The 21,914-nt window shown below is 70.2% G+C and carries 20 protein-coding genes and 1 pseudogene; 1 reads left to right on the plus strand and 20 read right to left on the minus strand.

Annotated elements, in window-relative coordinates; translation table 11 throughout:
* The 17 genes and pseudogenes from D1643_RS01675 to gatC form a co-directional block, all read right to left on the minus strand.
* A pseudogene (locus tag D1643_RS01675) lies at positions 1-187 on the minus strand (hypothetical protein); the annotation flags it as partial.
* Complete coding sequence (locus D1643_RS01680; RefSeq protein WP_160707975.1) at positions 184-870, minus strand: transaldolase family protein; 687 nt, start codon at positions 868-870, stop codon at positions 184-186. The gene D1643_RS01680 and the pseudogene D1643_RS01675, both read right to left, overlap by 4 nt.
* A gap of 245 nt (positions 871-1,115) precedes the next feature.
* Positions 1,116-1,445: a phosphoribosyl-AMP cyclohydrolase gene (gene hisI, locus D1643_RS01685; protein ID WP_201750904.1), complete on the minus strand. Its 330-nt coding sequence runs from the start codon at positions 1,443-1,445 to the stop codon at positions 1,116-1,118.
* Entirely contained in the window at positions 1,445-2,209 is a 765-nt protein-coding gene (gene hisF, locus D1643_RS01690; protein ID WP_160707977.1) for an imidazole glycerol phosphate synthase subunit HisF, read from the minus strand. Before hisF ends, hisI begins: the two co-directional genes overlap by 1 nt.
* Positions 2,210-2,219: 10 nt before the next feature.
* Positions 2,220-3,020, minus strand: a complete 801-nt coding sequence (gene hisA, locus D1643_RS01695; RefSeq protein WP_160707979.1) for a 1-(5-phosphoribosyl)-5-[(5-phosphoribosylamino)methylideneamino]imidazole-4-carboxamide isomerase — start codon at positions 3,018-3,020, stop codon at positions 2,220-2,222.
* Between the two features lie 19 nt (positions 3,021-3,039).
* A complete protein-coding gene (locus D1643_RS01700; protein WP_370520248.1) occupies positions 3,040-3,825 on the minus strand; it encodes an imidazole glycerol phosphate synthase subunit HisH in 786 nt (261 codons plus the stop codon).
* A 38-nt stretch (positions 3,826-3,863) separates the two neighbouring features.
* On the minus strand, positions 3,864-4,457 hold the full coding sequence (gene hisB / locus D1643_RS01705) for an imidazoleglycerol-phosphate dehydratase HisB (protein WP_160707981.1): 594 nt from the start codon (positions 4,455-4,457) through the stop codon (positions 3,864-3,866).
* A complete protein-coding gene (gene hisC / locus D1643_RS01710) occupies positions 4,454-5,533 on the minus strand; it encodes a histidinol-phosphate transaminase (protein WP_160707983.1) in 1,080 nt (359 codons plus the stop codon). The genes hisB and hisC overlap by 4 nt, the downstream gene beginning before the upstream one ends.
* Positions 5,526-6,857: a histidinol dehydrogenase gene (hisD, locus tag D1643_RS01715; RefSeq protein WP_160707985.1), complete on the minus strand. Its 1,332-nt coding sequence runs from the start codon at positions 6,855-6,857 to the stop codon at positions 5,526-5,528. Before hisD ends, hisC begins: the two co-directional genes overlap by 8 nt.
* A 117-nt stretch (positions 6,858-6,974) precedes the next feature.
* Complete coding sequence (hisG, locus tag D1643_RS01720; RefSeq protein ID WP_160707987.1) at positions 6,975-8,669, minus strand: ATP phosphoribosyltransferase; 1,695 nt, start codon at positions 8,667-8,669, stop codon at positions 6,975-6,977.
* A 451-nt stretch (positions 8,670-9,120) separates the two neighbouring features.
* Positions 9,121-10,341, minus strand: coding sequence for a nickel insertion protein (gene larC, locus D1643_RS01725; RefSeq protein ID WP_160707989.1), 1,221 nt, complete (start codon positions 10,339-10,341; stop codon positions 9,121-9,123).
* A 289-nt stretch (positions 10,342-10,630) separates the two neighbouring features.
* Entirely contained in the window at positions 10,631-11,509 is an 879-nt protein-coding gene (gene larB / locus D1643_RS01730) for a nickel pincer cofactor biosynthesis protein LarB (protein ID WP_370520251.1), read from the minus strand.
* A gap of 422 nt (positions 11,510-11,931) precedes the next feature.
* Positions 11,932-12,306 (minus strand): MerR family transcriptional regulator, encoded by a 375-nt coding sequence (locus D1643_RS01735; protein WP_160707991.1) that lies wholly within the window; start codon positions 12,304-12,306, stop codon positions 11,932-11,934.
* A gap of 161 nt (positions 12,307-12,467) precedes the next feature.
* Positions 12,468-12,755: a holotricin-3 gene (locus tag D1643_RS01740; protein WP_160707993.1), complete on the minus strand. Its 288-nt coding sequence runs from the start codon at positions 12,753-12,755 to the stop codon at positions 12,468-12,470.
* Between the two features lie 134 nt (positions 12,756-12,889).
* Positions 12,890-14,485: an Asp-tRNA(Asn)/Glu-tRNA(Gln) amidotransferase subunit GatB gene (gatB, locus tag D1643_RS01745; RefSeq protein ID WP_160707995.1), complete on the minus strand. Its 1,596-nt coding sequence runs from the start codon at positions 14,483-14,485 to the stop codon at positions 12,890-12,892.
* Positions 14,486-14,487: 2 nt separating this feature from the next.
* Complete coding sequence (gene gatA / locus D1643_RS01750) at positions 14,488-15,981, minus strand: Asp-tRNA(Asn)/Glu-tRNA(Gln) amidotransferase subunit GatA (RefSeq protein ID WP_160707997.1); 1,494 nt, start codon at positions 15,979-15,981, stop codon at positions 14,488-14,490.
* Positions 15,981-16,292 (minus strand): Asp-tRNA(Asn)/Glu-tRNA(Gln) amidotransferase subunit GatC, encoded by a 312-nt coding sequence (gatC, locus tag D1643_RS01755; protein WP_160707999.1) that lies wholly within the window; start codon positions 16,290-16,292, stop codon positions 15,981-15,983. Before gatC ends, gatA begins: the two co-directional genes overlap by 1 nt.
* A gap of 240 nt (positions 16,293-16,532) precedes the next feature.
* On the opposite strand from gatC, the gene D1643_RS01760 reads away from it, so the two are divergent.
* Positions 16,533-17,852 (plus strand): serpin family protein, encoded by a 1,320-nt coding sequence (locus D1643_RS01760; RefSeq protein ID WP_160708001.1) that lies wholly within the window; start codon positions 16,533-16,535, stop codon positions 17,850-17,852.
* 33 nt (positions 17,853-17,885) lie between these two features.
* Here D1643_RS01760 and D1643_RS01765 read toward each other — a convergent pair whose 3' ends face one another.
* The 3 genes from D1643_RS01765 to D1643_RS01775 form a co-directional block, all read right to left on the minus strand.
* The gene (locus tag D1643_RS01765; protein WP_160708003.1) at positions 17,886-18,689 is read right to left on the minus strand and encodes a 7-cyano-7-deazaguanine synthase; all 804 of its coding nucleotides are present in this window, start codon (positions 18,687-18,689) and stop codon (positions 17,886-17,888) included.
* A gap of 87 nt (positions 18,690-18,776) precedes the next feature.
* Complete coding sequence (gene ychF / locus D1643_RS01770; RefSeq protein WP_160708005.1) at positions 18,777-19,850, minus strand: redox-regulated ATPase YchF; 1,074 nt, start codon at positions 19,848-19,850, stop codon at positions 18,777-18,779.
* Between the two features lie 113 nt (positions 19,851-19,963).
* Positions 19,964-21,343 carry a sodium-dependent transporter gene (locus D1643_RS01775; RefSeq protein WP_160708007.1) on the minus strand — a complete coding sequence of 460 codons (1,380 nt, stop codon included), beginning with the start codon at positions 21,341-21,343 and terminating at the stop codon, positions 19,964-19,966.
* Between the last annotated feature and the right edge of the window lie 571 nt (positions 21,344-21,914).

Below are 21,914 nucleotides of genomic sequence, written 5' to 3' on the forward strand. Positions count from 1 at the left end.
CGCCCTCGGCGGACGCGGGAGCCTCAGCGGCGGGAGCCGCCGCCTCGGCGCCGGCCTTGCGCGGGCGCCCGCGGCGCTTGGGGGCCTCGGCCTCGGCAGGAGCCTCGGCGTCGGCCTTCTTCGCGCGGACGCGGCGGACGGGCTTCTCGGCCGCGGGGGCCGCCGTCATCTCCTCGGTATCGCTCATGCGCTCTGCACTTTCTCCCAGTCGGCCATGAAGGCGTCGAGCCCGCGATCGGTCAGCGGATGCTGGACCATCTTCTTGAGCACGCCGAAGGGCACGGTGGCGATGTCGGCGCCCATGAGGGCGGCCTGGGTCACATGGTTGGCGCTGCGGATGGACGCGGCGATGATCTCCACCTTCTCGCCGTTTACCGTGTTGGCGGTGAAGTCGTAATTGCCGATGGCCTCCACGACGTTGGCCAGCTGATCGAGGCCGTCCTCGGAGATGTCGTCGAAGCGACCGACGAAGGGGCTGATGTAGCGGGCTCCGGCGCGGGCGGCGAGCAGCGCCTGGGGCACCGTGAAGCACAGCGTCATGTTCACCGGCACGCCCTGCTGGGCGAGGGTGTGGGTGGCGGCCAGGCCCTCCACCATGGTGGGGATCTTCACCACGACGTTGGGGGCGATGGCGGCCAGCTTGAGGCCGTCGGCGACGATCTCGTCGCGGGTCATGGCCACGGACTCGGCCGATACGGGGCACTCGGGGCCGACGATCTCGCAGATGCGGCCGATGTGGGCGTGGAAGTCGTCGAGCTTGCCGCCGATGCGGGCGTACAGCGACGGGTTGGTGGTCACGCCGCCGAGCGCGCCCCAGCTGGCGGCCTCCTCGATCTCAGCGAGGTCGGCGGTGTCCAGAAAGAACTTCAAGGTGTCCTCCTCAGGGTGGTGGTTGACTATGACGCAATGCGCACGCGGCGCATGACAGCCCAGGTGGGAAGGGGAAAGATGATGCGATGTCGTTGAGGCGTCTCCTGCCGACGGCAAGCGCGACGCCGCGCCTTGGGGCGTCGGACGGCGTTTGCGCGGGGAATAATCGACCAGGCCATGGTAGCGCAACCGCGCGGAGGTTTCAAGCGTGGAGGGGCCCGTTGACGGGGCGTAAGGCGGGGACGCTACCCTTCGAGAAGCGAGCGGTAGAAGCAGGTGCGCTCCCCGGTGTGGCAGGCGGGGCCGGCGGGGTGGACGAGGGCGAGCAGGGTATCGGCGTCGCAGTCGTAGCGCAGGTCCACCAGGCGCTGGACGTTGCCGCTCGTAGCGCCCTTGTGCCAGAGCTCGCGGCGGCTGCGGCTCCAGAAGACGGTCTCGCCGCGCTCGAGGGTGAGCGCGATCGACGCGGCGCTCATCCACGCCATCATGAGCACGGCGCCGTCGTCGGCGTCTTGCACGATGCAGGGGATGAGCCCGTCGGCGTTGTACGTGAGGTCGGCGATGTCCACGGCCATCACAGCCTCACGGGGATGCCGAAGGAGCGCATATGCTCCTTGACCTGGCGGATGGTAAGCTCGCCGAAGTGGAACACGCTCGCCGCGAGCACCGCGTCGGCCTCGCCCTCCAGGATGCCCTGGGCGAAGTGGTCGAGCTCGCCGACGCCGCCCGAGGCGATGACGGGGATGTCCACCGCCCGGGCCACGGCGCGGGTGAGCGCGCAGTCGAACCCGTCGCGGCTCCCGTCGCGGTCCATGGACGTGAGCAGGATCTCCCCCGCCCCGCGCCGCGCGGCCTCGCGGGCCCAGATCACCGCGTCGATGCCCGTGGCCTTGCGCCCACCGGCCACGTAGACCTCCCAGCGGTCACGGCCGCCGGCCACGGCCTTGGCGTCGATGGCGCAGACGACGGCCTGGGTGCCGAAGGCCCGGGCGGCTGCGGTGATGAGCGTGGGGTCGGCCACGGCCGCCGAGTTCACCGACACCTTGTCGGCGCCGGCGGCTATCATGCGCCGGATGTCGGCCACGCTGCGGAAGCCCCCGCCCACGCAGTAGGGCAGGTGCAGCTCCTCGCTCGCACGGGCGGCCAGCCCCACGGTGGTGGCCCGGTCGTCGGAGGTCGCGGTGATGTCGAGGAAGATCACCTCGTCAGCGCGCTGCTCGTCGTAGCGGCAGGCCAGCTCGATGGGGTCGCCCGCGTCCCGCAGGTTCATGAAGTTGACGCCCTTGACGACGCGGCCGTCCTTGACGTCGAGGCAGGGGATGACGCGCTTGGTGAGCATCGTTGCCCCCCTATTCCCCGTCGGCGGCCAGGTCGGCTGCTGTGAGCGGGCGCTCCTCGCGCGCCAGCGCGTCGGAGGCGCGCAGGGTGCCCGCGCAGGCCGCCACGCCCGCCTCCACGGTAAGGGTGCCCTCGTAGATGGCGCGGCCGGCGATGACGCCCTCCACCGCGCCGCCGAGCGCGGCGAGCGCCTCCACGTCGGCCACGGTCGCCACGCCGCCGCTCGCGATGACCGGGTGCCCGAAGGCCTGGGCCATGGCCGCGTAGGCCGCCGGATCGACGCCCGTCTGCATGCCGTCGCGCGCGATGTCGGTGAAGACGAGGTGCTCGAAGCCCCGCTTCGCCATGGCCCGCGCCAGGTCATGCGCGTCCACGCCCGACCCCTCGCGCCAGCCGGCCACGGCCGCCTCTCCCCCCTTCGCGTCGATGCCCGCGCACAGGAGCGACGCGCCGAAGCGCTCGACGGCGGCCTGGGCGAGGTCGGGGTCGCGCACGAGCGCGGTGCCGAGCACCACGCGCGCCACGCCGGCGTCAGCCAGGCGGTCGATGGTCTCGAGCGAGCGCACGCCGCCGCCCACCTCCACCTTGAGGCTCGTGAGTCTGAGGATGCGCTCGACGGCGGCGAGGTTCTCCGGACGGCCGGACTTGGCGCCGTCGAGGTCCACCACGTGGAGCCACTCGGCGCCGGCCTCCTCGAACAGCTGGGCCTGGAGGCCCGGGTCCTCGTTATACACGGTCACCGCGTCGTAGTCGCCCTTGGCCAGGCGCACGGCGCGCCCGCCGAGGATGTCGATGGCGGGAAGCAGGTACATGGCAGGTCCTTTCCGCGCCCTAGCGGGCGTCCTTGGCCAGGCGGACGAAGTTGCGCAGCAGCGCCGCGCCCGCGTCCGAGCTCTTCTCCGGGTGGAACTGCACGCCCCACACCGCGTGCCCCGGCACCTGGACGGCGCAGGTGAACGGGCGGGCGTGCACGGTGCGCGCGATGGCGGCAGGGCCGTCGGGCACGGCGAAGCTGTGGGTGAAGTAGAAGTGCTCGCCTTCCGGGATGCCGGCGAACAGCGGGTTGGGCCCGGGGGCCGAGCCGGGATGTGCCCAGTCGCTCAAACAGTCCTCGCTTGGTGGAACAGCCCACAGGGCTGTTCCAGTCGCTGTGGAACTCGCTTGGTGGGCACATCCCGGCTCGGCCTCCGGGCCCGCTGCGACGTACTCCACGGAGTTCCATCCCACGTGGGGCACCTTGTAGGCGCGGCCGGCCTCGTCGAGGCGCGGGAGCGCCCCCACGACGCCGGGGATGAGCCCGAGGCCCGCAGGCAGCGGCCCGCCCTCGGGCGCGTGCTCCTCCCCCGCCTCGAACATGAGGTGCATCCCCAGGCAGATGCCGAGGAAGGGCGCGCCGCCCTCCACGGCGGCGCGCACGGCCTCCACCTGGCCCAGCTCGGCCATGGTGGTCGCCGCGTCGGCGAAGGCGCCCACGCCCGGCAGCACCACGGCGTCGGCCGCCGCGATGGCGGCCGGATCGTCGGATATGAAGGCGTCGGCCCCGGCGGCGGCCAAGCCGCGCTCCACCGACTTCAGGTTCCCCTTGCGGTAGTCGACGACGACGGTCCTCAACGTCACCTCTTCCCTCGCTTCCTCTCAGCCTCGTGCGGCCGCGCCTAGAGCGCGCCTTTGGTGGTGGGCAGCTGCCCGGCCATGCGCTGGTCGGGCTCGACGGCCTGGCGCAGCGCCCGGCCCACGGCCTTGAAGCAGGCCTCGATCACGTGGTGGGCGTTGTCGCCCGCCAGCTGGCGCACGTGCAGCGTGATGCCGGCGTTGGCGGCCAGCGCGATGAAGAACTCCCGGGCGAGCTGCGTGTCGAAGGCGCCCACCATGCCGAAGGGCAGGTCCACGTCCCAGTGCAGCTGGCCGCGGCCCGACACGTCCACGGCCGCGAGCACGAGCGCCTCGTCCATGGGCAGCGTGCACGAGCCGAAGCGGGTGATGCCGCGCTTGTCGCCGAGGGCGGATGCGAGGGCCTGGCCGATAACGATGCCGGCGTCCTCCACCGTGTGATGGGCGTCCACGTGCGTATCGCCTGCGGCGCGCACCTCCAAGTCGAGCAGGCCGTGGCGGCCGAGGGCATCGAGCATGTGGTCGAAGAACCCCACGCCCGTGACCGCGTCCACCCGGCCCTCGCCGTCCAGGCGCACCTCGACGGCGATCTGCGTCTCCTTGGTCGCGCGCTCCACGCGCGCCGATCGGTCGGTCATCGTGCCTCACACCTTCCCATGATGAAGTCCCTCAAGGCGGCCAGGAAGCCGTCGTTCTGCTCGGGGGTGCCCACCGTGACGCGCAGGCAGCCCTCCAAAAGCGGCGCATGGCTGAAGTCGCGCACGAGCACGCCGCGCTCGTAGAGGAAGGCCCAGGCCGCGTCGGCCCCCTCCATCCTGAACAGGATGTAGTTCGCATCCGACGGGAACGGCGTCACGCCCGGCAGCGTGAGCAGTCCCCGCATGAGGCGCTCGCGCTCCTCGATGATGGCCGCGATGCCCGGCTCGAACGTGGCGCGGTTGGCGAACACCACGCGCGCCGCGGCCTGCGAGAGCGCGTCCACCGAATAGGGCTGGCGCACCTTCACGAGCTCGCGGATGACGTGCGCATGGCCGAGCACGTAGCCCACGCGCACCCCGGCCAGCGAGAACGCCTTGGAGAACGTGCGCAGGATGAGCAGGTTCTCATGGCTCTCGAGGTAGGGGCGCAGGGTGCGGCGCGAGAACTCGAAGTAGGCCTCGTCCACCACGACGAGCGCGTCGGTGGCGTCGAGCAGCCGCAGGACGAAGTCTTCCGGCGCCCGCTCGCCTGTGGGGTTGTTGGGGCTCGTGACGATGACGTAGTCGATGTCGCCGGCGGCCACGCGGGCGAGCACCGCCTCCTCGTCGAGGGAGAAGTCGGCGCGGCGCGCCACCTCCACGATGCGCGTGTTGGTGAGCTGCGCGTTGGTCGCGTAGACCGAGAAGGTGGGCGGCAGGTTGAGGAACGTCCGACCCGGCCCGCCCCAGGCAAGCGCCAGGTCGAAGAGCAGCTCGTCGCCGCCGTTGCCCACGAGCACCTGGTCGCGGTCGAGCCCGTTGGCCTCGGCGATGAGGTCGCGCAGGTCGTTGGCGAGCGGATCGGGATAGCGGTTGAGGGCCGTCCGGCGGATCTCGCGGACGATCTCCGCGCGCAGGGCCGCCTCCACGTCGCACGGGTTCTCGTTGGCCGAGAGGAACGCCTCGGCCGGCAGGTACTTGGGGTCGTAGGGCTCGAGGCCCGCCAGCTGCGGGGCAGCCGGGCGCACCCTACGCATCGCGGCCTCCCACCTTCGGCACGCCGTCCATGCCCGCCTCGTCAAGGAGCGCCAGGCGCTGGGCCACCGACTCGGCATGGGCCCACAGCCCCTCATGGCGCGCGATGGAGACGACGGCGCGCGCGTCGCGGGCGAGCGCCTTGGGCGTGTACTGGATGATGGAGGACTTCTTCACGAACTCGTCCACCGAAAGCGGCGAGGCGTAGCGCGCGGTGCCGCCGGTGGGCAGCGTGTGGTTGGGGCCGGCCACGTAGTCGCCGACGGCCTCGGGCGTCCACTCGCCGAGGAAGATGGCGCCGGCGTTGCGGATGGCGCCCACGAGGTCCATGGCGCCGCGCAGGTGCAGCTCCAGGTGCTCAGGCGCGATGACGTTGACGGACTGGATGGCCTGCTCGACCGTCTCGCAGATGACGATGAGCCCCTGGTCGCGCAGGGACGCCGTGGTGATGTCGGCGCGGGTGGAGGAGGCCATGTGCCGCTCGACGGCGGCCTCCACCTCATCAGCGTAGGCCTCGCTGAAGGTGACCAGGTAGCAGGCGGCCAGCGGGTCGTGCTCGGCCTGGGCCATGAGGTCGATGGCCACGAGCGCCGGGTCGGCCGTCTCGTCGGCCACGACGCACACCTCCGACGGGCCGGCGATCATGTCGATGCCCACGTCGCCGGAGACGACCTTCTTGGCGGCCGCCACGAAGGCGTTGCCCGGGCCCGTCACCTTGTCCACCGGCGCGATGGACTCGGTGCCGTAGGCGAGCGCGGCCACGGCCTGGGCGCCGCCCACCGTGTAGACCTCGGTGACGCCGGCGATCTTGCACGCGGCCAGCATCGCCGCGTCCAGGCCGCCGTCCTTGGCCGGCGGGGTTACGCAGACGATGCGCTCCACGCCGGCCACCTGGGCCGGCAGCGCGTTCATCAGCAGCGACGAGGGATAGAGGGCCCGCCCGCCCGGCGCATAGACGCCCACCGACTCGAGCGGGGTCACCTTCGCGCCCACGATGGCGCCGTCCTCGCGGGCGTAGAACCAGCTCTGCTCGACCTGGCGCTCGTGGAACTCACGGATCTGCGCGGCGGCCTGGCGCAGGGCGGCGAGGACCTCGGGGTCGACCTGCTCCTCGGCCGCGTCGATGGCAGCCTGCGGCACGCGGAAGTCGCCCACGGCCACGCCATCGAACTTCTCGGTCAGCTCGCGCAGGGCCGCATCTCCGCGCTGGCGCACGTCCTCGACGATGGCCGTGGCGGCTTCGAGGGCCTGGGCGTTGAAGGCGCCGGTGCGGTTGAGGTGGGCGCGCGAGAGGACTTCGTCTGACTTGAGGATGACGCGGCGCATGGGCTTTCTCCTTTGTCTCGATGGGGTGGTCAGGCGGCACGCGGGCACGGGGCGCCGGTGCGGCAGGCGGATCGCGGGGAGGCGGCCGGCGCGAGGCGCGGGCAGCCGGGGCGAGCGTCAGCTCGCGGGGCCTCCGGGCTGCGAGGAGCCGGCGATGGGCTCGTAGGCGGCGGTGGCGGCATGGGCGCCGAGCGCCTGGGCGAGCGCCGTGATGCGGTCGTCGGTGCGGAAGGCGCAGGGGTTGGCGAAGAAGCGCGCCGTCGAGCCGATCACATCCTCCACCACTTCCAGGTTGTTCTCACGCAGGGTGGTGCCGGTGGCCGTGATGTCCACGATGCGCTCGGCTAAGCCGGTGAGCGGCGCGAGCTCGATGTTGCCGTGGAGGTAGACGATCTCCACCTGCACGCCGGTCTTGGCGTAGTAGGCGCGGGTGATGCGCGGGTACTTGGTGGCCACGCGGATGGAGCCGAGCTTGCGGTAGCGCGCGGCCACGTCCTGCGCCGCGCCGATGGGCTCGGCCACCACGAAGCGGCACGCCCCGAAGCGCAGATCGGCCAGCTCCACCACGTCAGGCGCCGCCTCGAGCAGCGAGTCCTTCCCGCAGATGCCGCAGTCGGCCGCTCCCAGGGCCACGAAGGCCGGCGCGTCGGAGGGGCGCACGATGATGTAGTCGACGCCGGGGTTGGACACGACGAGCGCGCGGCCCGGCGCGTCGAGGCCCGTCACGTCCAGGCCGGCCGCGGCGAGCGCGTCGATGGCGTCGGCGTTGAGCGCGCCCTTGGGCACGGCGATGCGCAGGGGACGCGCGCCCGGCGCGCCCGCGGTGGCGGCGGCCATGGCCTGCTCCAGGTAGAAGGCGAAGCCGGCGGCAGGGCGGTCGGCCCCAAAGGCGGCGGCCAGGCGGTCGTAGCGCCCACCCGAGCCGAGCGGCGTGCCGAGCAGCGGCGAGTAGGCCGCGAACACGATGCCGGTGTAGTAGTCGAACGAGCTCATGGCCGAGAAGTCCACGAGCACGCGGCGCGCCAGGTCGGACGCGGCCAAAAGGTCGTAGATGCGCTCGAAGTCGTCGAGGCCGTCGGCGCAGCCGAGCGGGGCGACGAGCGCGCGGGCCGCCTCGATGGCGTCGCGGCCGCCGCGGATGCGCGGCAGCGCGCGGATGGCGGCTGCGTAGGCCGGGGCCACGCCGGCAGCCAGCTCGGCGAGGGACGCGTCGTCGAGCGCCGTCAGGCGGTCGAGCTCCACGAAGTTGGAGGCGTGGTACGCGTCGAGCACCGCCGCCTTCCACGCCTCAGGCGCGCCCGAGCGGTCGAGCAGCGCGCGCAGCGGGGCCACCGTGGCCACCGCGAGCGAGAACTCATCGACGCCAGCCGTGGCGAGCGCCTCGGCGAACAGGCCGATGATCTCGGCGTCCGCCTGCGGGCCCTCCTCCCCCAGGCACTCGACGCCCATCTGCGTGAGCTCGCGGGCGCCCTCCCGGGCGTCGGAGTCGGCCTCGCGAAAGACGCGCTGGGTGTAGCGGAAGCGCAGCGGTCCGGGCTCGGCGGCCAGGCGCGTGGCGCCCATGCGGGCCACCTGGAGGGTGACGTCCGGGCGCATGGCCAGAAGCTCGCCGCGCGAGTCGAAGAACTTGAAGGGGGCGGCGGGGATGCGCCCGCCCGTCTCCAAGACGCCCATGACCTCGAGCGTCGGGGTCTCCACGGGCAGGTAGCCGCGAGCGGCGAAGAGGTCTTGCACCGCGCGCGTGATGACCTCACGCGCCGAGGCCTCCTCGGCCAGCACGTCCCGGAATCCGGATGGGGTGACGAGATTCACAGGTCCTTCCTTCTCCTCGCAATCAAACGATCCCATGGTACCCGCCCCCGGCCGCCCCGAACCGCCCAATCGACCGAACCGGACGCAAATACCGCCAAGCGAGCACAAGCCCGGACAGCCGGCACGCCTCCATGCGCACGCCGACCGCCCTTCGCCTTCGCTGTACTTTATCACAGTAGAGTAATAAAGCAATAGGAGGGGAGCCCTCGGGCAAAAAATGGACTTATCGCAATCGTCAGCGATGGCGTCGCGCCTTTTCGACCGGAATCGGAAAACGGACTTATCGCGCGTTTTCGCAAAACCGCTAGGCGATGTCGCCGTTTTTTTGTCCACCGCAGCCCAGTCACCAGCGCCGGAGATCAGGGAGGCAGACGGCGCAAAAGCCGTCGTCGTAACTGCGGGTTCACGGCGCCCGGCGACGCCTGGGGCCGAAGAGCGCAAGCAGGCGGGCTCAGGCCTCCTCGATGACGAGGGCCCGCAGGATGCCGGGGGTGTCGTAGGCGCGCTTGCCGGCGCCCATGCCCACGCGCTCGATGACGAACCGCTCGGGCAGCGCCGCCCGGGTGCGTGCCGCAGCGGCGATGGCGGCGCCGGTGGGGGTGACCAGCTCGCCCTCGACCGCAGTCAGGCGCAGCGGCAGGCCTGCGGCCCGCACGATGTTGACCACCGCTGGCGCCGGCACGGGAATGAGCCCATGCTGGCAGCGCACTGTTCCGCGCCCCTCGGCAAGCTCGGTCACCACCACCTCGCCGATGCCCCGAGCGGCCAGATCGTCGAGGGCGACAGCCGCGGCCACGATGTCGGCGATGGAGTCGACGGCGCCCACCTCGTGGAAGTGCACCTGGTCAACGGGCACCCCGTGAGCCTCAGCCTCCGCCTGGGCGATGAGCTCGAATATGCGTCGGGCAAGCGCCCGCGCCCCCTCCGTCAGCACCGCCGCCTCCAGAATGGCGTTGATCTCCGCCATGCCGCGATGCTCGTGGCCATGCCCCGCGCCATGGGAGTGCCCGTGGAGGCCACCCTCGCCATGGTCGTGGACGCGGCCCTCGCCGCTGTCGTCGGCATCCTCCCGGGAGCGCCCGTGGAGGTGGCCGCAGGCGAGCTCGTGGACGCGGGGATCGGAGGCGGGCTCGTGGACGTGGGGGCCGGACGCGTCGGCGCCGGCGCCCCCGGGGATGCGAGGATCGGAGGCGTGAGGGGCGGAAGGGCCGACATGGGCGTAGGAATCACCGTGTTCGTGGAGAAGGGAGGAGCCAGCGCGCTCGCAGGAGGCGGCTGAGCCAGCGCGGCCGCGGCCCTCGCCGCTGTCGTCGGCATCCTCCTGGGAGCGCCCGTGGAGGTGGCCGCAGGCGGGCTTGTGGGCGTGGGGATCGGAGGAGGCGGCGCAGGACGCGTCGGCGCCGGCATGCTCGCGGGGCGCGGGGGCGGGACCGTGGAGGTAGGCCAGGTCGTGGTCGTGGTTCTCATGGGCGGCGTCGAGCACCACGTCGAAGTCGCACACGTCCAGGCCTGACTTCACGACGCGACCGATGCGCACCTCGAAGCCGTCGACCGGCAGGCTCGCGAGCGCCGCGCGCACGGCGTCCTCACTGGCGCCCGCGTCGAGGAGCGCCGCCACCGCCATGTCGCCGCTGATGCCCGATGAGCATTCCAGGTACAGCATCTTCCCCATGTTCCGCTTCCCTTCCTCAGCGAGCACGCGCCCGCCAAACTCGCAAACAAGTGTTTCACGTGAAACATTTCTCCGCACCAAAACGCCCAAACGAATGTTTCACGTGAAACATTTTCAACCTGCCAGGCACCCCCCCACCGTGCGAGGATGTTTCACGTGAAACACCCTCGCACGCCTCGGGCTCGGCCGCGGTCAGCTCGACGAACGCCAGACACCAGGCACGACGAGGCGCGGCACCCAACGCGGTGCCACGGCGCACCCTGGCCCCACCCGAAGCTCGCCGAGCGCCTCAGCGCAGGTGGTTGATGAGGCTCGCCTGGTAAGCCGCGCCGAAGCCGTTGTCGATGTTGACCACCGACACCCCGCTCGCGCACGAGTTGAGCATGGCGAGGAGCGCCGTCATGCCACCGAATGACGCCCCATAGCCGACGCTCGTGGGCACGGCGATGACCGGGCATGAGACCAGACCGCCGACCACCGAGGCCAGGGCCCCCTCCATGCCCGCCACGGCCACCACCACCCGCGCGCGGGCGAGCACGTCAGCCTGCGCAAGCAGGCGGTGAACGCCTGCGACGCCCACGTCATAGAGCCGCGTGACGCGGTTGCCCAGGAACTCGGCCGTGAGGGCTGCCTCCTCGGCCACGGGCACATCGCTCGTGCCGGCCGCCGCGACGACGATCTCCCCCACGCCGTCAGGCTCGGGCATGCCGCCCACCACCCCCAGCCGAGCCTCGGCGAAGTACGTCAGCGCCAGCGCAGGCGCCGGGCCGTCGACGGATGCGGCAAGCGCGGGAGCAGGCACAAGGGCCCCGAGAGCCGCTGGAGCGCCAGCCTCAGACGCGTCCCGCACGGCTCCCCCGCCGCCGGCCGCCCCGCCTGAGAGCGCGTCGGCCACGGCGGCGGCCTTTCCATCATCGAGGCGCGTGATGAGTACCCGCGGCTGGCCCGATGCGACGAGCGCCTGGCAGATGCCCGCTATCTGCGCGGCCGTCTTGCCCTCGCCGTAGACCACCTCGGCCACGCCCTGGCGAACGCCCCGGTGGGTGTCCACCTTCGCATAGCCCAGATCGGCGAAGGGCGCCGTCTTGCAGCGGGCCAGCGCCTCCTCGACGGATGCCTCCCCCGCAGCCACCGCTGCGAGCAGCGCCCTCAGACCAGCCTCATCCACCACACGCTCCCTCTCTCGTCTGCGATAGCGCCGCGCGTTGAATCCGCGCCCGCCACCTGCGCCGCACGTCCTCGCAGGCCTCGCGCCGCCAGCAGCGCGTCCGCACGGCCGCAAGGCGCTCCAGCGCTCCACATTACAGCACTTGAAGCAAACTCCAAGTCAAGAATTCTCGCACTCGCAGCCAAAAAGGCGTGCTGGCCGAGACTCTTTCCGCAAGACACTGCCCGCCGCTCACTGCCGACCTGGGAAAACGTCCCGCGAAAGAGCGACCACCCGCAAAGTAGGCGCCCCGCGCCCGCGAAAACCGCCCTCACCCCTCGGATAGCTCGCAACAATGGCTCCGAACCGCGCCCCGAGCGCACGCCGCCCCGCCAGGCAGGACCGGGCGGGGCGGCGGAACGGGCTCTGAGGGACAAAGCGCACTACTTCAGAATATCGCGCTCATGCTCCATGATGTCCTCGTAATGGTCGATCTTGTAGTCGAGGCGACCCAGCGCGTCCTCAAGCTCGACGATGCGCCGGCGGATGTCCTCGCGCTGGCTCTGCAGGATGGCCTTGCGGCGTTCCATGGTCTCATCGCCACGATAGAAGAGATCCATGTATTCGGTGAGCGCCTCGATGGACATGCCCGCGTCGCGCATGCATTTGACGAACTCGACCGTCTTGCAGTTCGCCTCGTTGTAGTCGCGAATGCCGCTGGCATTGCGGGGGATGCCCTGGAGAATGCCGATGCGCTCGTAATAGCGAAGCGTGTCGGCGGAGATCCCGTAGCGTTTGCTTACTTCAGCGATCTTCATAGTGCTAAGTGCTCCTTGCAGTGCAGGTGAAACCAGCCCAGGAGGGCACCCCTATTAGACCACATAGAGTTAACTTCATGTCAAGTTTGACAGCCCAATTTTCTTAAGAAGCCCCCGCGTATGGATGCGTTTCGGCCCGAAAGCCGTCCAAGCGCGCCCTCTCAGGCCCCCATGCTCGCCTGAACCGCCGACCACAGGGAGAACGAGACCACCGCCAGCGCGACGATCACGATGCTCACGACCACCTTCGCCGCCACCGGCCACCCGGAGCGCCACATGAGCACAAGCCCCACGGGCCAGAAGACCACCAGCAGGAAGATGATCCAGAAGTTATCCTCGTACCATCGCTTGCCACCGGCCTCCTTGACGATGGCGTTGGCCTGCTCGCGGCTGCGCTGAGCCTTGTGAGTCCAGTCGCCAGCGCGGCGACCGCTCGAATCGTTTGCCATGGTAAGACCCCCTCTGCGTGAAGAAGCGCCCTCGGCGCGGGCTTTCGGCTCATGCTATCACCGAAAGGCTCATCGATGCCGAGGGCGCTCTTCCGTGGCCCAACCGTTACGGGCGACCGCCCGCGGTGCCTCCGCTAGCCCAGCTTCTGCTCGAGCAGCTCGTTGATCACCTTGGGGTTGCCCTGCCCCTTCATGGCCTTCATGCACTGGCCCACGAAGAATCCGATGAGGCCGGTCTTGCCGCCACGGTACTGCTCCACCTTGTCGGGGTTGGCGGCGAGCACCTCGTCCACCACCGCCTCGATGGCCCCGGTGTCGGACACCTGGCGCATGCCGCGCGCCTCCACGATGGCCGCCGGGTCGGCGTCGTCGGCGATTACCGCGGCGAAGACCTCCTTGGCCTGCTTGGACGAGATGGCGTCCTCGGCCACAAGCCCCACGAGCTCGAGCGCGCGGGCCGGCGTGAGGCGCGCGAACACCCCGTCGAAGCCGCTCGGCGCGCCGTCGGAGCCGTCGTGGGTGTTCACATAGCCCGTCGCGTCATTGATGACGAGGTTCGCGAGCGGCTTGGCCAGCCGGGCGGCGTCGCCTGCGGCCTGGGCCATGGCCTCGTCGAAGAAGGCCGCCGTGGCGCGGTGCTCCACGAGGTGGCGCGCGTCGTAGGCGGACAACCCGTACGCCTCGGCGTAGCGGGCCGCCTTCTCGTGCGGCAGCTCGGGCAGCTTAGCGCGGACGCCCTCGATGAACTCGTCGGTGAGGTCGTAAGGCGCCAGATCCGGCTCAGGGAACAGGCGGTAGTCGTCGGCGGTCTCCTTCACGCGCATGACGATGGTGCGCTTGGCGGACGGATCCCAGTGGCGCGTCTCCTGGTAGATGACGCCGCCCTCCTCAAGCACCTCGGCCTGACGGCAGATCTCGTAGGCCAAGCCGTCGTGGAGGTTCTTGAAGGAGTTCATGTTCTTGAGCTCGGTCTTGGTGCCCAGGCCCGTGGTGCCGCGGCGGCGCAGCGACACGTTGCCGTCGCAGCGCAGGCTTCCCTCCTCCATGGAGCAGTCGGAGATGCCGATGGCCAGGTAGATCTGGCGCAGCTTCTGCATGAACAGGCGCGCCTCCTCAGGCGTGCGCAGGTCGGGCTCGGTCACCAGCTCGATGAGCGGCGTGCCGGCGCGGTTGTAGTCCACGAGCGAGTGCGTGGCCCCGGCGATGCGACCCTCGCCGCCGCCGAGGTGCACCATCTTGCCGGCGTCCTCCTCCATGTGGATGCGCGTGATGCCCACGTGGGCCACATACCCGTCCTCGGTGCGGGTGACGTTGCCGCGCGACTCGCCGACGGCCACGCCGTCGAGGTCGATGCGCTCGCCCGCCGCCGGGCCGTCCACGTCCAGGTCCAGGTGCCCGCGCATGCAGAACGCGACGGGGCCCTGGGTGGTCTGGAAGTTCTTCGCCATGTCGGGGTACATGTAGTTCTTGCGGTAGAACATCGAGTGCTTCTCGATGTCGCAGTTGGTGGCCAGGCCCGCCAGCACGATGGACTCGATGGCCGCACGGTTGGGCACGGGAAGCGCCCCGGGCAGCCCCAGGCACACCGGGCAGGTGTGGGTGTTGGGCGCCGCGCCGAACTCCAGCTTGCAGCCGCAGAACATCTTGGTGTTGAGGGTGGTCAGTTCGGCGTGGATCTCCAGGCCGATGACGGCCTCCCAGTCGCGCAGGACCTCTTCCAGCTTCCTCACGGCTACTCACCGGCCTTTCCGTCAGCGAAGGCGGGGGCTACCGGCGCCGGCCCGAAGGCCAGCTCCAGCGCCGCGGCCGCCCGCAGCATGTTGGCGTCCTTGAAGGGCGGCGCGATGAGCTGCACGCCCACGGGCATCCCCGTGTCCGCGCCGAGCCCCACGGGCACGGACATGCCGCCGTTGCCCGCGATGTTGATGGAGATGGTGAACATGTCGGAGAGGTACATCTCCGTCGGGTCGCCGATCTCACCGAACTTGAAGGCGGTGCGCGGCGCCACCGGCGCGAGGATCACGTCTACCTTCTCATAGGCCTCCAGGTAGTCGCGCGTGATGAGGGTGCGCACCTGCTGGGCCGGGTAGTAGTAGCGATCGTAGACGCCGGCGGACAAGAGGTAGCTGCCGAGCATGATGCGACGGCGCGCCTCCGGCCCGAAGCCGTGCTCGCGGCTGGCCTCGTACTGGCTGCCGAGGTCGGAATGGCCCGGATCGCAGTAGCCGTAGCGCACCGAGTCGAAGCGCGCCAGGTTGGAGAAGGCCTCGCAGGGGCCGAGCACGTAGTAGGCGCTCATGGCGGCGCGGGCGTGGGGCAGCTCCACCTCCACGAGCTCGGCGCCGGCGGCCTCGAGCGCGGAGGCGGCGGCCTCCACCTTGGCCTTGACCTCAGGCGCGAGGCCCTCGGCCTCCAGGAACGCGGGCACGACGCCCACGCGCAGGCCGCGCGCGCCGTCGGCCAGGTTGGCCGTGAAGTCCACGTCGCACGGCTGGCTCGTGCAGTCCAGCTCGTCGCGGCCGACGATGGCGTTCAGGGCGAGCGCCGCGTCGGCCACCGAGCGGGCGAACGGGCCCACCTGGTCAAGCGAGCTGCCGAAGGCCACCACGCCGTAGCGCGAGACCATGCCGTAGGTGGGCTTGACTGCCACGATGCCGCAGAACGAGCCGGGCTGGCGGATGGAGCCGCCCGTGTCCGACCCGAGCGTCACCGGCACGAGGCCTGCGGCGACAGCCGCCGCGCTGCCGCCCGACGAGCCGCCGGGCACGCGCTCGAGGTCCCACGGGTTGCGCGTGGGGCCGAAGGCCGAGGTCTCGGTGGAGCTGCCGAAGGCGAACTCGTCCATGTTGAGCTTACCGATGGGCAGCGCGCCGGCGTCGAGCGTGCGCTGGACGCAGGTGGCCGTGTAGGGCGACACGTAGTCGCGCAACATGTTCGACGAGCAGGTGGTGCGCGTGCCCGTGAGGTTCATGTTGTCCTTGTAGCCCACCGGCACGCCGGCGAGCGGGCCCAGCTCAGCCAGGCGCCCCTCAGCCACGGCCGCATCCACACGCGCGGCGGCCTGGAGGGCCAGATCCTCGGTGACCTGGAGAAACGCGTGCACCGCCTCATCGGCGGCGGAGATGCGCTCCAAGGAGCCGCGCGCCACCTCGGCGGCGGAGAACTCCTTGGCCGCGAGCCCGGCCTGGATCTCGGCAACGGACATCTCCCCGAAGCTGCGAGCCATCAGCGGTCACCTCCCTCGCCGAGGATGGACGGGATGAGGAAGCTGCCGTCCTCCTGCTTGGGCGCGTTGGAGAGCGCCGTCTCCTGGGTGAAGCCGGCGCGCTCGACGTCATCGCGCATGACGTTGGAGAGGTCGCCGATGGGGTGGAAGGTGGGCTCGACCCCGTCGAGATCGTACTCGGTGATGGGCGCGAGGCTGTCGATGATGGCGTTGAGGTCGGCCGTCATGGTGACGACCTCCTCGGCAGACAGCCCGATGCGCGCGTACTCGGCGATGCCGCGCACGTCGTGTTCGGTGAGGTGTTGGGTCATGGAGAGCTGCCCCGCTTTCGTCGGTGGATTCAACCTGCTTATGATAGCAAAGGCGCGACGGAGCGGACGGGATCGGAGGCAGCCGGACGAGAATTCGCGGATGGTGACGCACGGCGGGGCACGGAGCTTCAACGGAGGCCGCCCGACGACGGAGCGAGACGGCAACGGAGGCCCGACGGATGGCAGCCCGCGCTCGCGCGCCGTGGTAGGATGGGGCATCCGATCGAACAGGAGGCGCCCATGGCCCTAACGTCCCCCTCCCTCCCCCTGCGCGCGAGCGCCGTCGTGTGCGCGCTTGCGCTGCCCATCGCGCTCGCCGGCTGCGCGCCGGCCGGGCCGGCATCCGACGTGCCGGCCGCAAGCGAGCCCGCCGCGTCCGCGACGAGCCTCACCGCCGGGCTCGAGCCCGACCGAGTGACGCCGACGTCCGAGCTGACCGAGGCCCAGGCTGACGCGCTGACCGACTTCTCCCTCACGTTGTTCAACGAGGCCTACGGCGGGCAGGGCGGCGCGCTGCTCTCACCGCTCTCCGTCGAGTACGCGCTGGCCATGACGGCCAACGGCGCGCGCGGCAATACCCTCGCCGAGATGGAGGACGTGCTCGGGCTGCCCGTGTCCGACCTGAACGACTGCCTGCACGCCTACGCCGCGTCGCTCGAGCCGCCCGAGGGCGCCGACGCGGAGAATGCCGAGCCGGCTGACGACGCGCTGCACCTGGCCAACTCGCTGTGGATCCGCGACGGCCTGGCCGTGGAGGAGCCCTTCCTCCAGGCCTGCGTCAACTACTATGACGCCGGCGTGTTCCAAGAGCCCTTCGACGCGTCCACCGTCGAGGCCATCAACGGCTGGGTGGACGAGCAGACCGACGGCATGATCGACCGCATCGTGGAGACCCTCGACCCGTCGATGGTCATGTGCTTGACGAACGCCGTGGCCTTCGACGGCGACTGGGAGACCCCCTATGAGGAGTCCCAGGTGGCCGACGACACCTTCACCCGTGGCGATGGCAGCGCCCAGACGCTCCCCTTCATGGGCTCGAGCGAGGGCCTCTACCTGGAGGGCGCCGACGCCACGGGCTTCGTCAAGCCCTACGCCGACGGCCGCTACTCCTTCGCCGCGCTCCTGCCGGCCGAAGGCACGACGCCCGGCCAGCTGCTCGCGTCCATGAGCGGATCGGAGCTGCGCGCGCTTCTGCGCGGCGCCTCCTTCGACGAGGTGCAGGCCCTCATGCCCAAGTTCGAGGACCGCTACGGCATCGAGCTGTCGGGCACGTTGGCGAAGATGGGCATGGCCGACGCCTTCGGCGCCAGCGCCGACTTCACCGGCATCAGCGCCGAGGGGAGCCTGGCCATCAGCGAGGTGGAGCACAAGGCCTTCGTATCGGTGGACGAGACCGGCACGCGCGCCGCGGCCGCCACGAACGTGGGAGTCCGCGTCACCTCGGCCATGCCGAGCGGCGAGCCCAAGACCGTGCGCCTCGATCGTCCCTTCGTCTACCTCATCATCGACAACAACCAGTGCGTCCCCGTCTTCATCGGCATCATGGACGGCGCCGAGTAACCCCGCCAGCCGCCAAGCCCCGAGGGCCCGAGCCTACCGCGGGTCCACGCCGCGCTCAGCGGCCGCTCGGGTTAGGGACTCCTCGGTGAGGGGCGCGCCGGCGGGCACGTACACGGCCAGGCAGGGGAAGCTCGGCTTGGCGGACAGGAGCGCGGCGGGGTCGTGCCCCTCGCGTGCGGCGAGGACGGCCGAGGCGGCGCGCACCGCCTCCTTCGAGAGGCCCGCGCGGCGCAGGGGCGACACGATGCCGCGCTCGGCGAGCGCCCGGAAGCCCGGGCGGCGCGCCGGGTCGTCGCTGCCGTTGGTGCCGTCCACGATGGGGATGCGCCCCGCCGGCGCGGGAACGCCCGCGCTGGCGCCGCCGGCGACTTCAACGGCCGCGCGGGCCGTGCCGCCCGCCGGCACGCCTGAGGCGCTCACCGGCCCGTCCTCCCACAGCCCCGCCTCCGCGTCGCGCTCCACCTGGGCACGGATGGCGTCGAAGATGAGCCCCTTGCAGCGATAGCACCGGTCGGGCGGGTTTGCGGCCACATCGGCATGGGCCAGCACGTCGAGGGCGATGGTCGTAAGCGGCACCCCCAGCGCCGCGGCGACGCGCTCGGCGTCGTCGCGCTCGAAGGCCGGCTGGAAGGCCGTGTCGACGCGATAGGCGCGCACGGCGCAGCCGGCCGCCCGGGCCGCCGCCAGCAGGTAGGCCGAGTCGCAGCCGCCCGAGAACGCCACCGCCAGCCGCGGCGTCCGCGCCAGGAAGCCGTCGAGCGGCTCGGCGCCCAGGCGCTGCCCCTCCCCTACGCCCGGCACGTCAGGCGCCAGCCGCGCTTCGCGATCTTCAGCCATCGCTCGCCCTCCCCTTTCTCGCTCCTCTTCCCCGAATGAAAAACGGGCGCCACCTAGGCGCCCGCCGTCCGCATGATCTGACGCGTGTTACACGTTGAACTTGAAGTGCATGACGTCACCGTCCTGCACCACGTAGTCCTTGCCCTCCTGGCGCAGCTTGCCGGCGTCGCGGCAGCCCTTCTCGCCGCCGAGGGCCACGTAGTCGTCGAAGGAGGCCGTCTCGGCCTTGATGAAGCCGCGCTCGAAGTCGGTATGGATGACGCCAGCGGCCTGGGGGGCCTTCGCACCCACGGGAATGGTCCAGGCGCGGGTCTCGGTCTCGCCGCTCGTGAAGTAGGACTGGAGCCCCAGCAGGCGGTAGGCCTCGTGGATGAGGCGGGCCAGGCCGCTCTCGGGCAGGCCGAGCGCCTCCAGGTACTCGCGCGCCTCCTCCGGATCCATCTCAGCCAGCTCGGCGATGTCGGCCTCCACCTTCGCGGAGATAGGCACGGGCACGCAGCCGTCGATCTCGGGCAGATCCGCCCCCACGGCATCCTCGTCCACGTTGGCGATGTAGAGCATCGGCTTCATGGTGAGCAGGTGCAGATCGTAGAGAGCCGCCACCTCGTCCTCGGACAGGCTCAGCGTGCGCACGCGATGGCCCTCGTTCAGCCCTGCGAGGGCCTTCTTGGCCGCCTCCAGCTTGGCGATGCCGGCCTTGTCGCGCTTAGCCTCCTTCTCCAGCCGCGGGATGGCCTTCTCCACCGTGGCGATGTCGGCCAGGATGAGCTCGGTCTTGATGGTGTCCACGTCCGAGAGCGGATCCACCTTGCCAGCCACGTGGGTCACGTCCGGGTCGGCGAAGAAGCGCACCACCTCGGCGATGGCGTCGGTCTCGCGAATGTTGGCGAGGAACTGGTTGCCCAGGCCCTCGCCCTGGGAGGCGCCGGCCACCAGCCCCGCGATATCCACGAACTCCACCGTGGCCGGGACGATCTTGGCCGGATGGTCGATGGCCGCCAGCGCGTCGAGCCGCGCGTCAGGCACCGGCACGATGCCCACGTTGGGCTCGATGGTGGCAAAGGGGTAGTTGGCCGCCAGGCCGCCTTTGTTGGTGAGCGCGGTGAACAGGGTGGACTTGCCCACGTTGGGCAGGCCGACGATGCCGATTGAGAGAGCCATGGGAATCCTTCGCTTACGTCGAGTTACCTTCTGGAGAGAATCCTACCGTAAAACAGAGGAAGAGCGCCCGACGAGGGCGCCCTTCCCAGGGAAAGCAGAGACAGCGCAGCGCGCTACATGGAGAAGAAGCCGAACTGCGCCGCCACGTAGGCCACCAGGATGATCACCACGAGCACCGGGGCGACGTACTTGATCATGACGGTCCAGGAACCGGCCATCGAGAACTTGGAGGAGACGCGCACCTCGTCGATGATGGCCTGGGGCTTGATGATCCAGCCGACGAACACGCAGGTGAGCAGCGCCACGATGGGCATGAGCACCGAGTTGGAGAAGAAGTCGGCCAAATCGAGCAGCGAAGAGCCCTCGCCGAGAGGCTCGATGAACGACAGCCCGTTGTAGCCCGCGTTCACGAGCGCGCCGGCGATGACCACAAAGGCGATGACGATGCCGAGGGCCTTGCCGCGCGTGCACTTCAGGCCGTCCTGCACGATGGACACGAGCGTCTCGGTGAGCGAGATGGCGCTCGTGAGCGCCGCGAACAGCACGAGCAGGAAGAACAGGAAGCCGATGATGGTGGCCATGCCGCCCATGTCGACGAACACGGTGGGCAAGGTGATGAACATGAGCGAGGGGCCCGCCTTCGTGGCCACGGCCTCGCCCGAGCCCATGGCCACGAAGGCCGCGGACACGATGAGCAGGCCGGCGATGAAGGACACGCCCAGGTCGAAGCAGCCGATACGCGCCACCGAGGAGGTGAGGTTGTCCTGCTTGCGCATGTAGGAGCCGTAGGTGATCATGATGCCCATGGCCAAAGACAGGCTGTAGAACATCTGCCCCAACGCACCGATGACCAGCTCCGGCGAGAACTTGCTGAAGTCCGGGGTCAGGTAGTACAGGGCGCCGTCGATGGCGCCGGGCATGGTAAGCGTGTAGAGCGCGATGCCGACGGCCATGACGATAAGGGCCGGCATCATGAACAGGTTGGCCTTCTCGATGCCGCCCTTGACGCCGAGCGCCACCACGACGAACACGACGGCCATGAAGACGAGCATCCAGATATAGCTCTCGAAGCTCGAGGTGATGAACCCGCTGAAGAAGTCGCCGCCGTCAGCAAGCGCCTCCGGGCCGTTGACCAGGTAGGCCGCCGTGTACTTGGTTACCCAGCCGCCGATGATGCAGTAGTAGGGCGTGATGATGAAGGGCACCGCCGAGGCCAGCACGCCGATGAAGGCGTATTTCTTGCCGAAGCTCTTGAAGGCGCCGATGGCGGACTGCCCCGTCTTGCGGCCAAGCGCCGTCTCCAGCAGGAGCAGCGACACGCCGAAGGTGAATACCAGCACCAGGTAGGTGAGCAGGAACGTGCCGCCGCCGTACTTGGCAGCCAGGTACGGGAAGCGCCACATGTTGCCCAGGCCCACCGCCGAGGCGGCTGCGGCCAGGATGAACGCCCACTTGCCAGACCAGCTGGCACGGGCGGGAGAATTCGTTTCCATAGTATCCCCTTCTCGAATTCCCCGGCGGAGACCGGCTCTCCCCGAGCCCGCAGCCTCCGCCGAAAACGTCCAATCGCTAACCGGGTGATTATACGCGCAGGCGCTTGCGTTGCCACGATGAGTTCGGGTGGCAGGCCGAACCGTCCGCGAGCGGGCGATCCGATGCGAGCCTGGAGAGGAGCACGGCGCGTCGGGAAGTGCGCTACAGCGCGCCCGCCTCCGAAAAAGGGCGCCGCTACCGCAAATACGGTCGGTTATGCACCCGCCGGAGCCGGCAGACGGCGGACTGAAGCGAGGCAGGCCGGCAAAATCCCAGGTCGCGAAAAGCGCCGACAGGGCTGTGGGCGCCGGGGCGAACTTATCGAGTGCAAAACCGCGCGAATTTGCAGAGAAGGGCCGCCATTCCAAGGTCGGCACGCAGCCAGCCCGAGCAGCGCATGGCCAGATACGAGCAGGCGCCCGCACGAGGGCGGGCGCCTGGCTAGAGGGAGAGACGCCGGGGAGGGGGATCCGGCAGCTCCCAGGGAGGGGCGTTAGAGACACATGCCGGGGAGATGCTCTGCGCTCCCCG

The organism is Enterorhabdus sp. P55, from assembly GCF_009911695.1.
Lineage (GTDB): Bacteria > Actinomycetota > Coriobacteriia > Coriobacteriales > Eggerthellaceae > Enterorhabdus.

Excerpts from the sequence above, each read along its gene's own strand:
- hisI (WP_201750904.1), bottom strand. The coding sequence starts at position 1,445 with ATGGCCGTGGACATCGCCGACCTCACGTACAACGCCGACGGGCTCATC.
- hisF (WP_160707977.1), bottom strand. The coding sequence starts at position 2,209 with ATGCTCACCAAGCGCGTCATCCCCTGCCTCGACGTCAAGGACGGCCGC.
- hisA (WP_160707979.1), bottom strand. The coding sequence starts at position 3,020 with ATGTACCTGCTTCCCGCCATCGACATCCTCGGCGGGCGCGCCGTGCGC.
- hisB (WP_160707981.1), bottom strand. The coding sequence starts at position 4,457 with ATGACCGACCGATCGGCGCGCGTGGAGCGCGCGACCAAGGAGACGCAG.
- hisC (WP_160707983.1), bottom strand. The coding sequence starts at position 5,533 with ATGCGTAGGGTGCGCCCGGCTGCCCCGCAGCTGGCGGGCCTCGAGCCC.
- hisD (WP_160707985.1), bottom strand. The coding sequence starts at position 6,857 with ATGCGCCGCGTCATCCTCAAGTCAGACGAAGTCCTCTCGCGCGCCCAC.
- larC (WP_160707989.1), bottom strand. The coding sequence starts at position 10,341 with ATGGGGAAGATGCTGTACCTGGAATGCTCATCGGGCATCAGCGGCGAC.
- D1643_RS01735 (WP_160707991.1), bottom strand. The coding sequence starts at position 12,306 with ATGAAGATCGCTGAAGTAAGCAAACGCTACGGGATCTCCGCCGACACG.
- D1643_RS01740 (WP_160707993.1), bottom strand. The coding sequence starts at position 12,755 with ATGGCAAACGATTCGAGCGGTCGCCGCGCTGGCGACTGGACTCACAAG.
- gatA (WP_160707997.1), bottom strand. The coding sequence starts at position 15,981 with ATGGCTCGCAGCTTCGGGGAGATGTCCGTTGCCGAGATCCAGGCCGGG.
- gatC (WP_160707999.1), bottom strand. The coding sequence starts at position 16,292 with ATGACCCAACACCTCACCGAACACGACGTGCGCGGCATCGCCGAGTAC.
- D1643_RS01760 (WP_160708001.1), top strand. The coding sequence starts at position 16,533 with ATGGCCCTAACGTCCCCCTCCCTCCCCCTGCGCGCGAGCGCCGTCGTG.
- D1643_RS01765 (WP_160708003.1), bottom strand. The coding sequence starts at position 18,689 with ATGGCTGAAGATCGCGAAGCGCGGCTGGCGCCTGACGTGCCGGGCGTA.
- ychF (WP_160708005.1), bottom strand. The coding sequence starts at position 19,850 with ATGGCTCTCTCAATCGGCATCGTCGGCCTGCCCAACGTGGGCAAGTCC.
- D1643_RS01775 (WP_160708007.1), bottom strand. The coding sequence starts at position 21,343 with ATGGAAACGAATTCTCCCGCCCGTGCCAGCTGGTCTGGCAAGTGGGCG.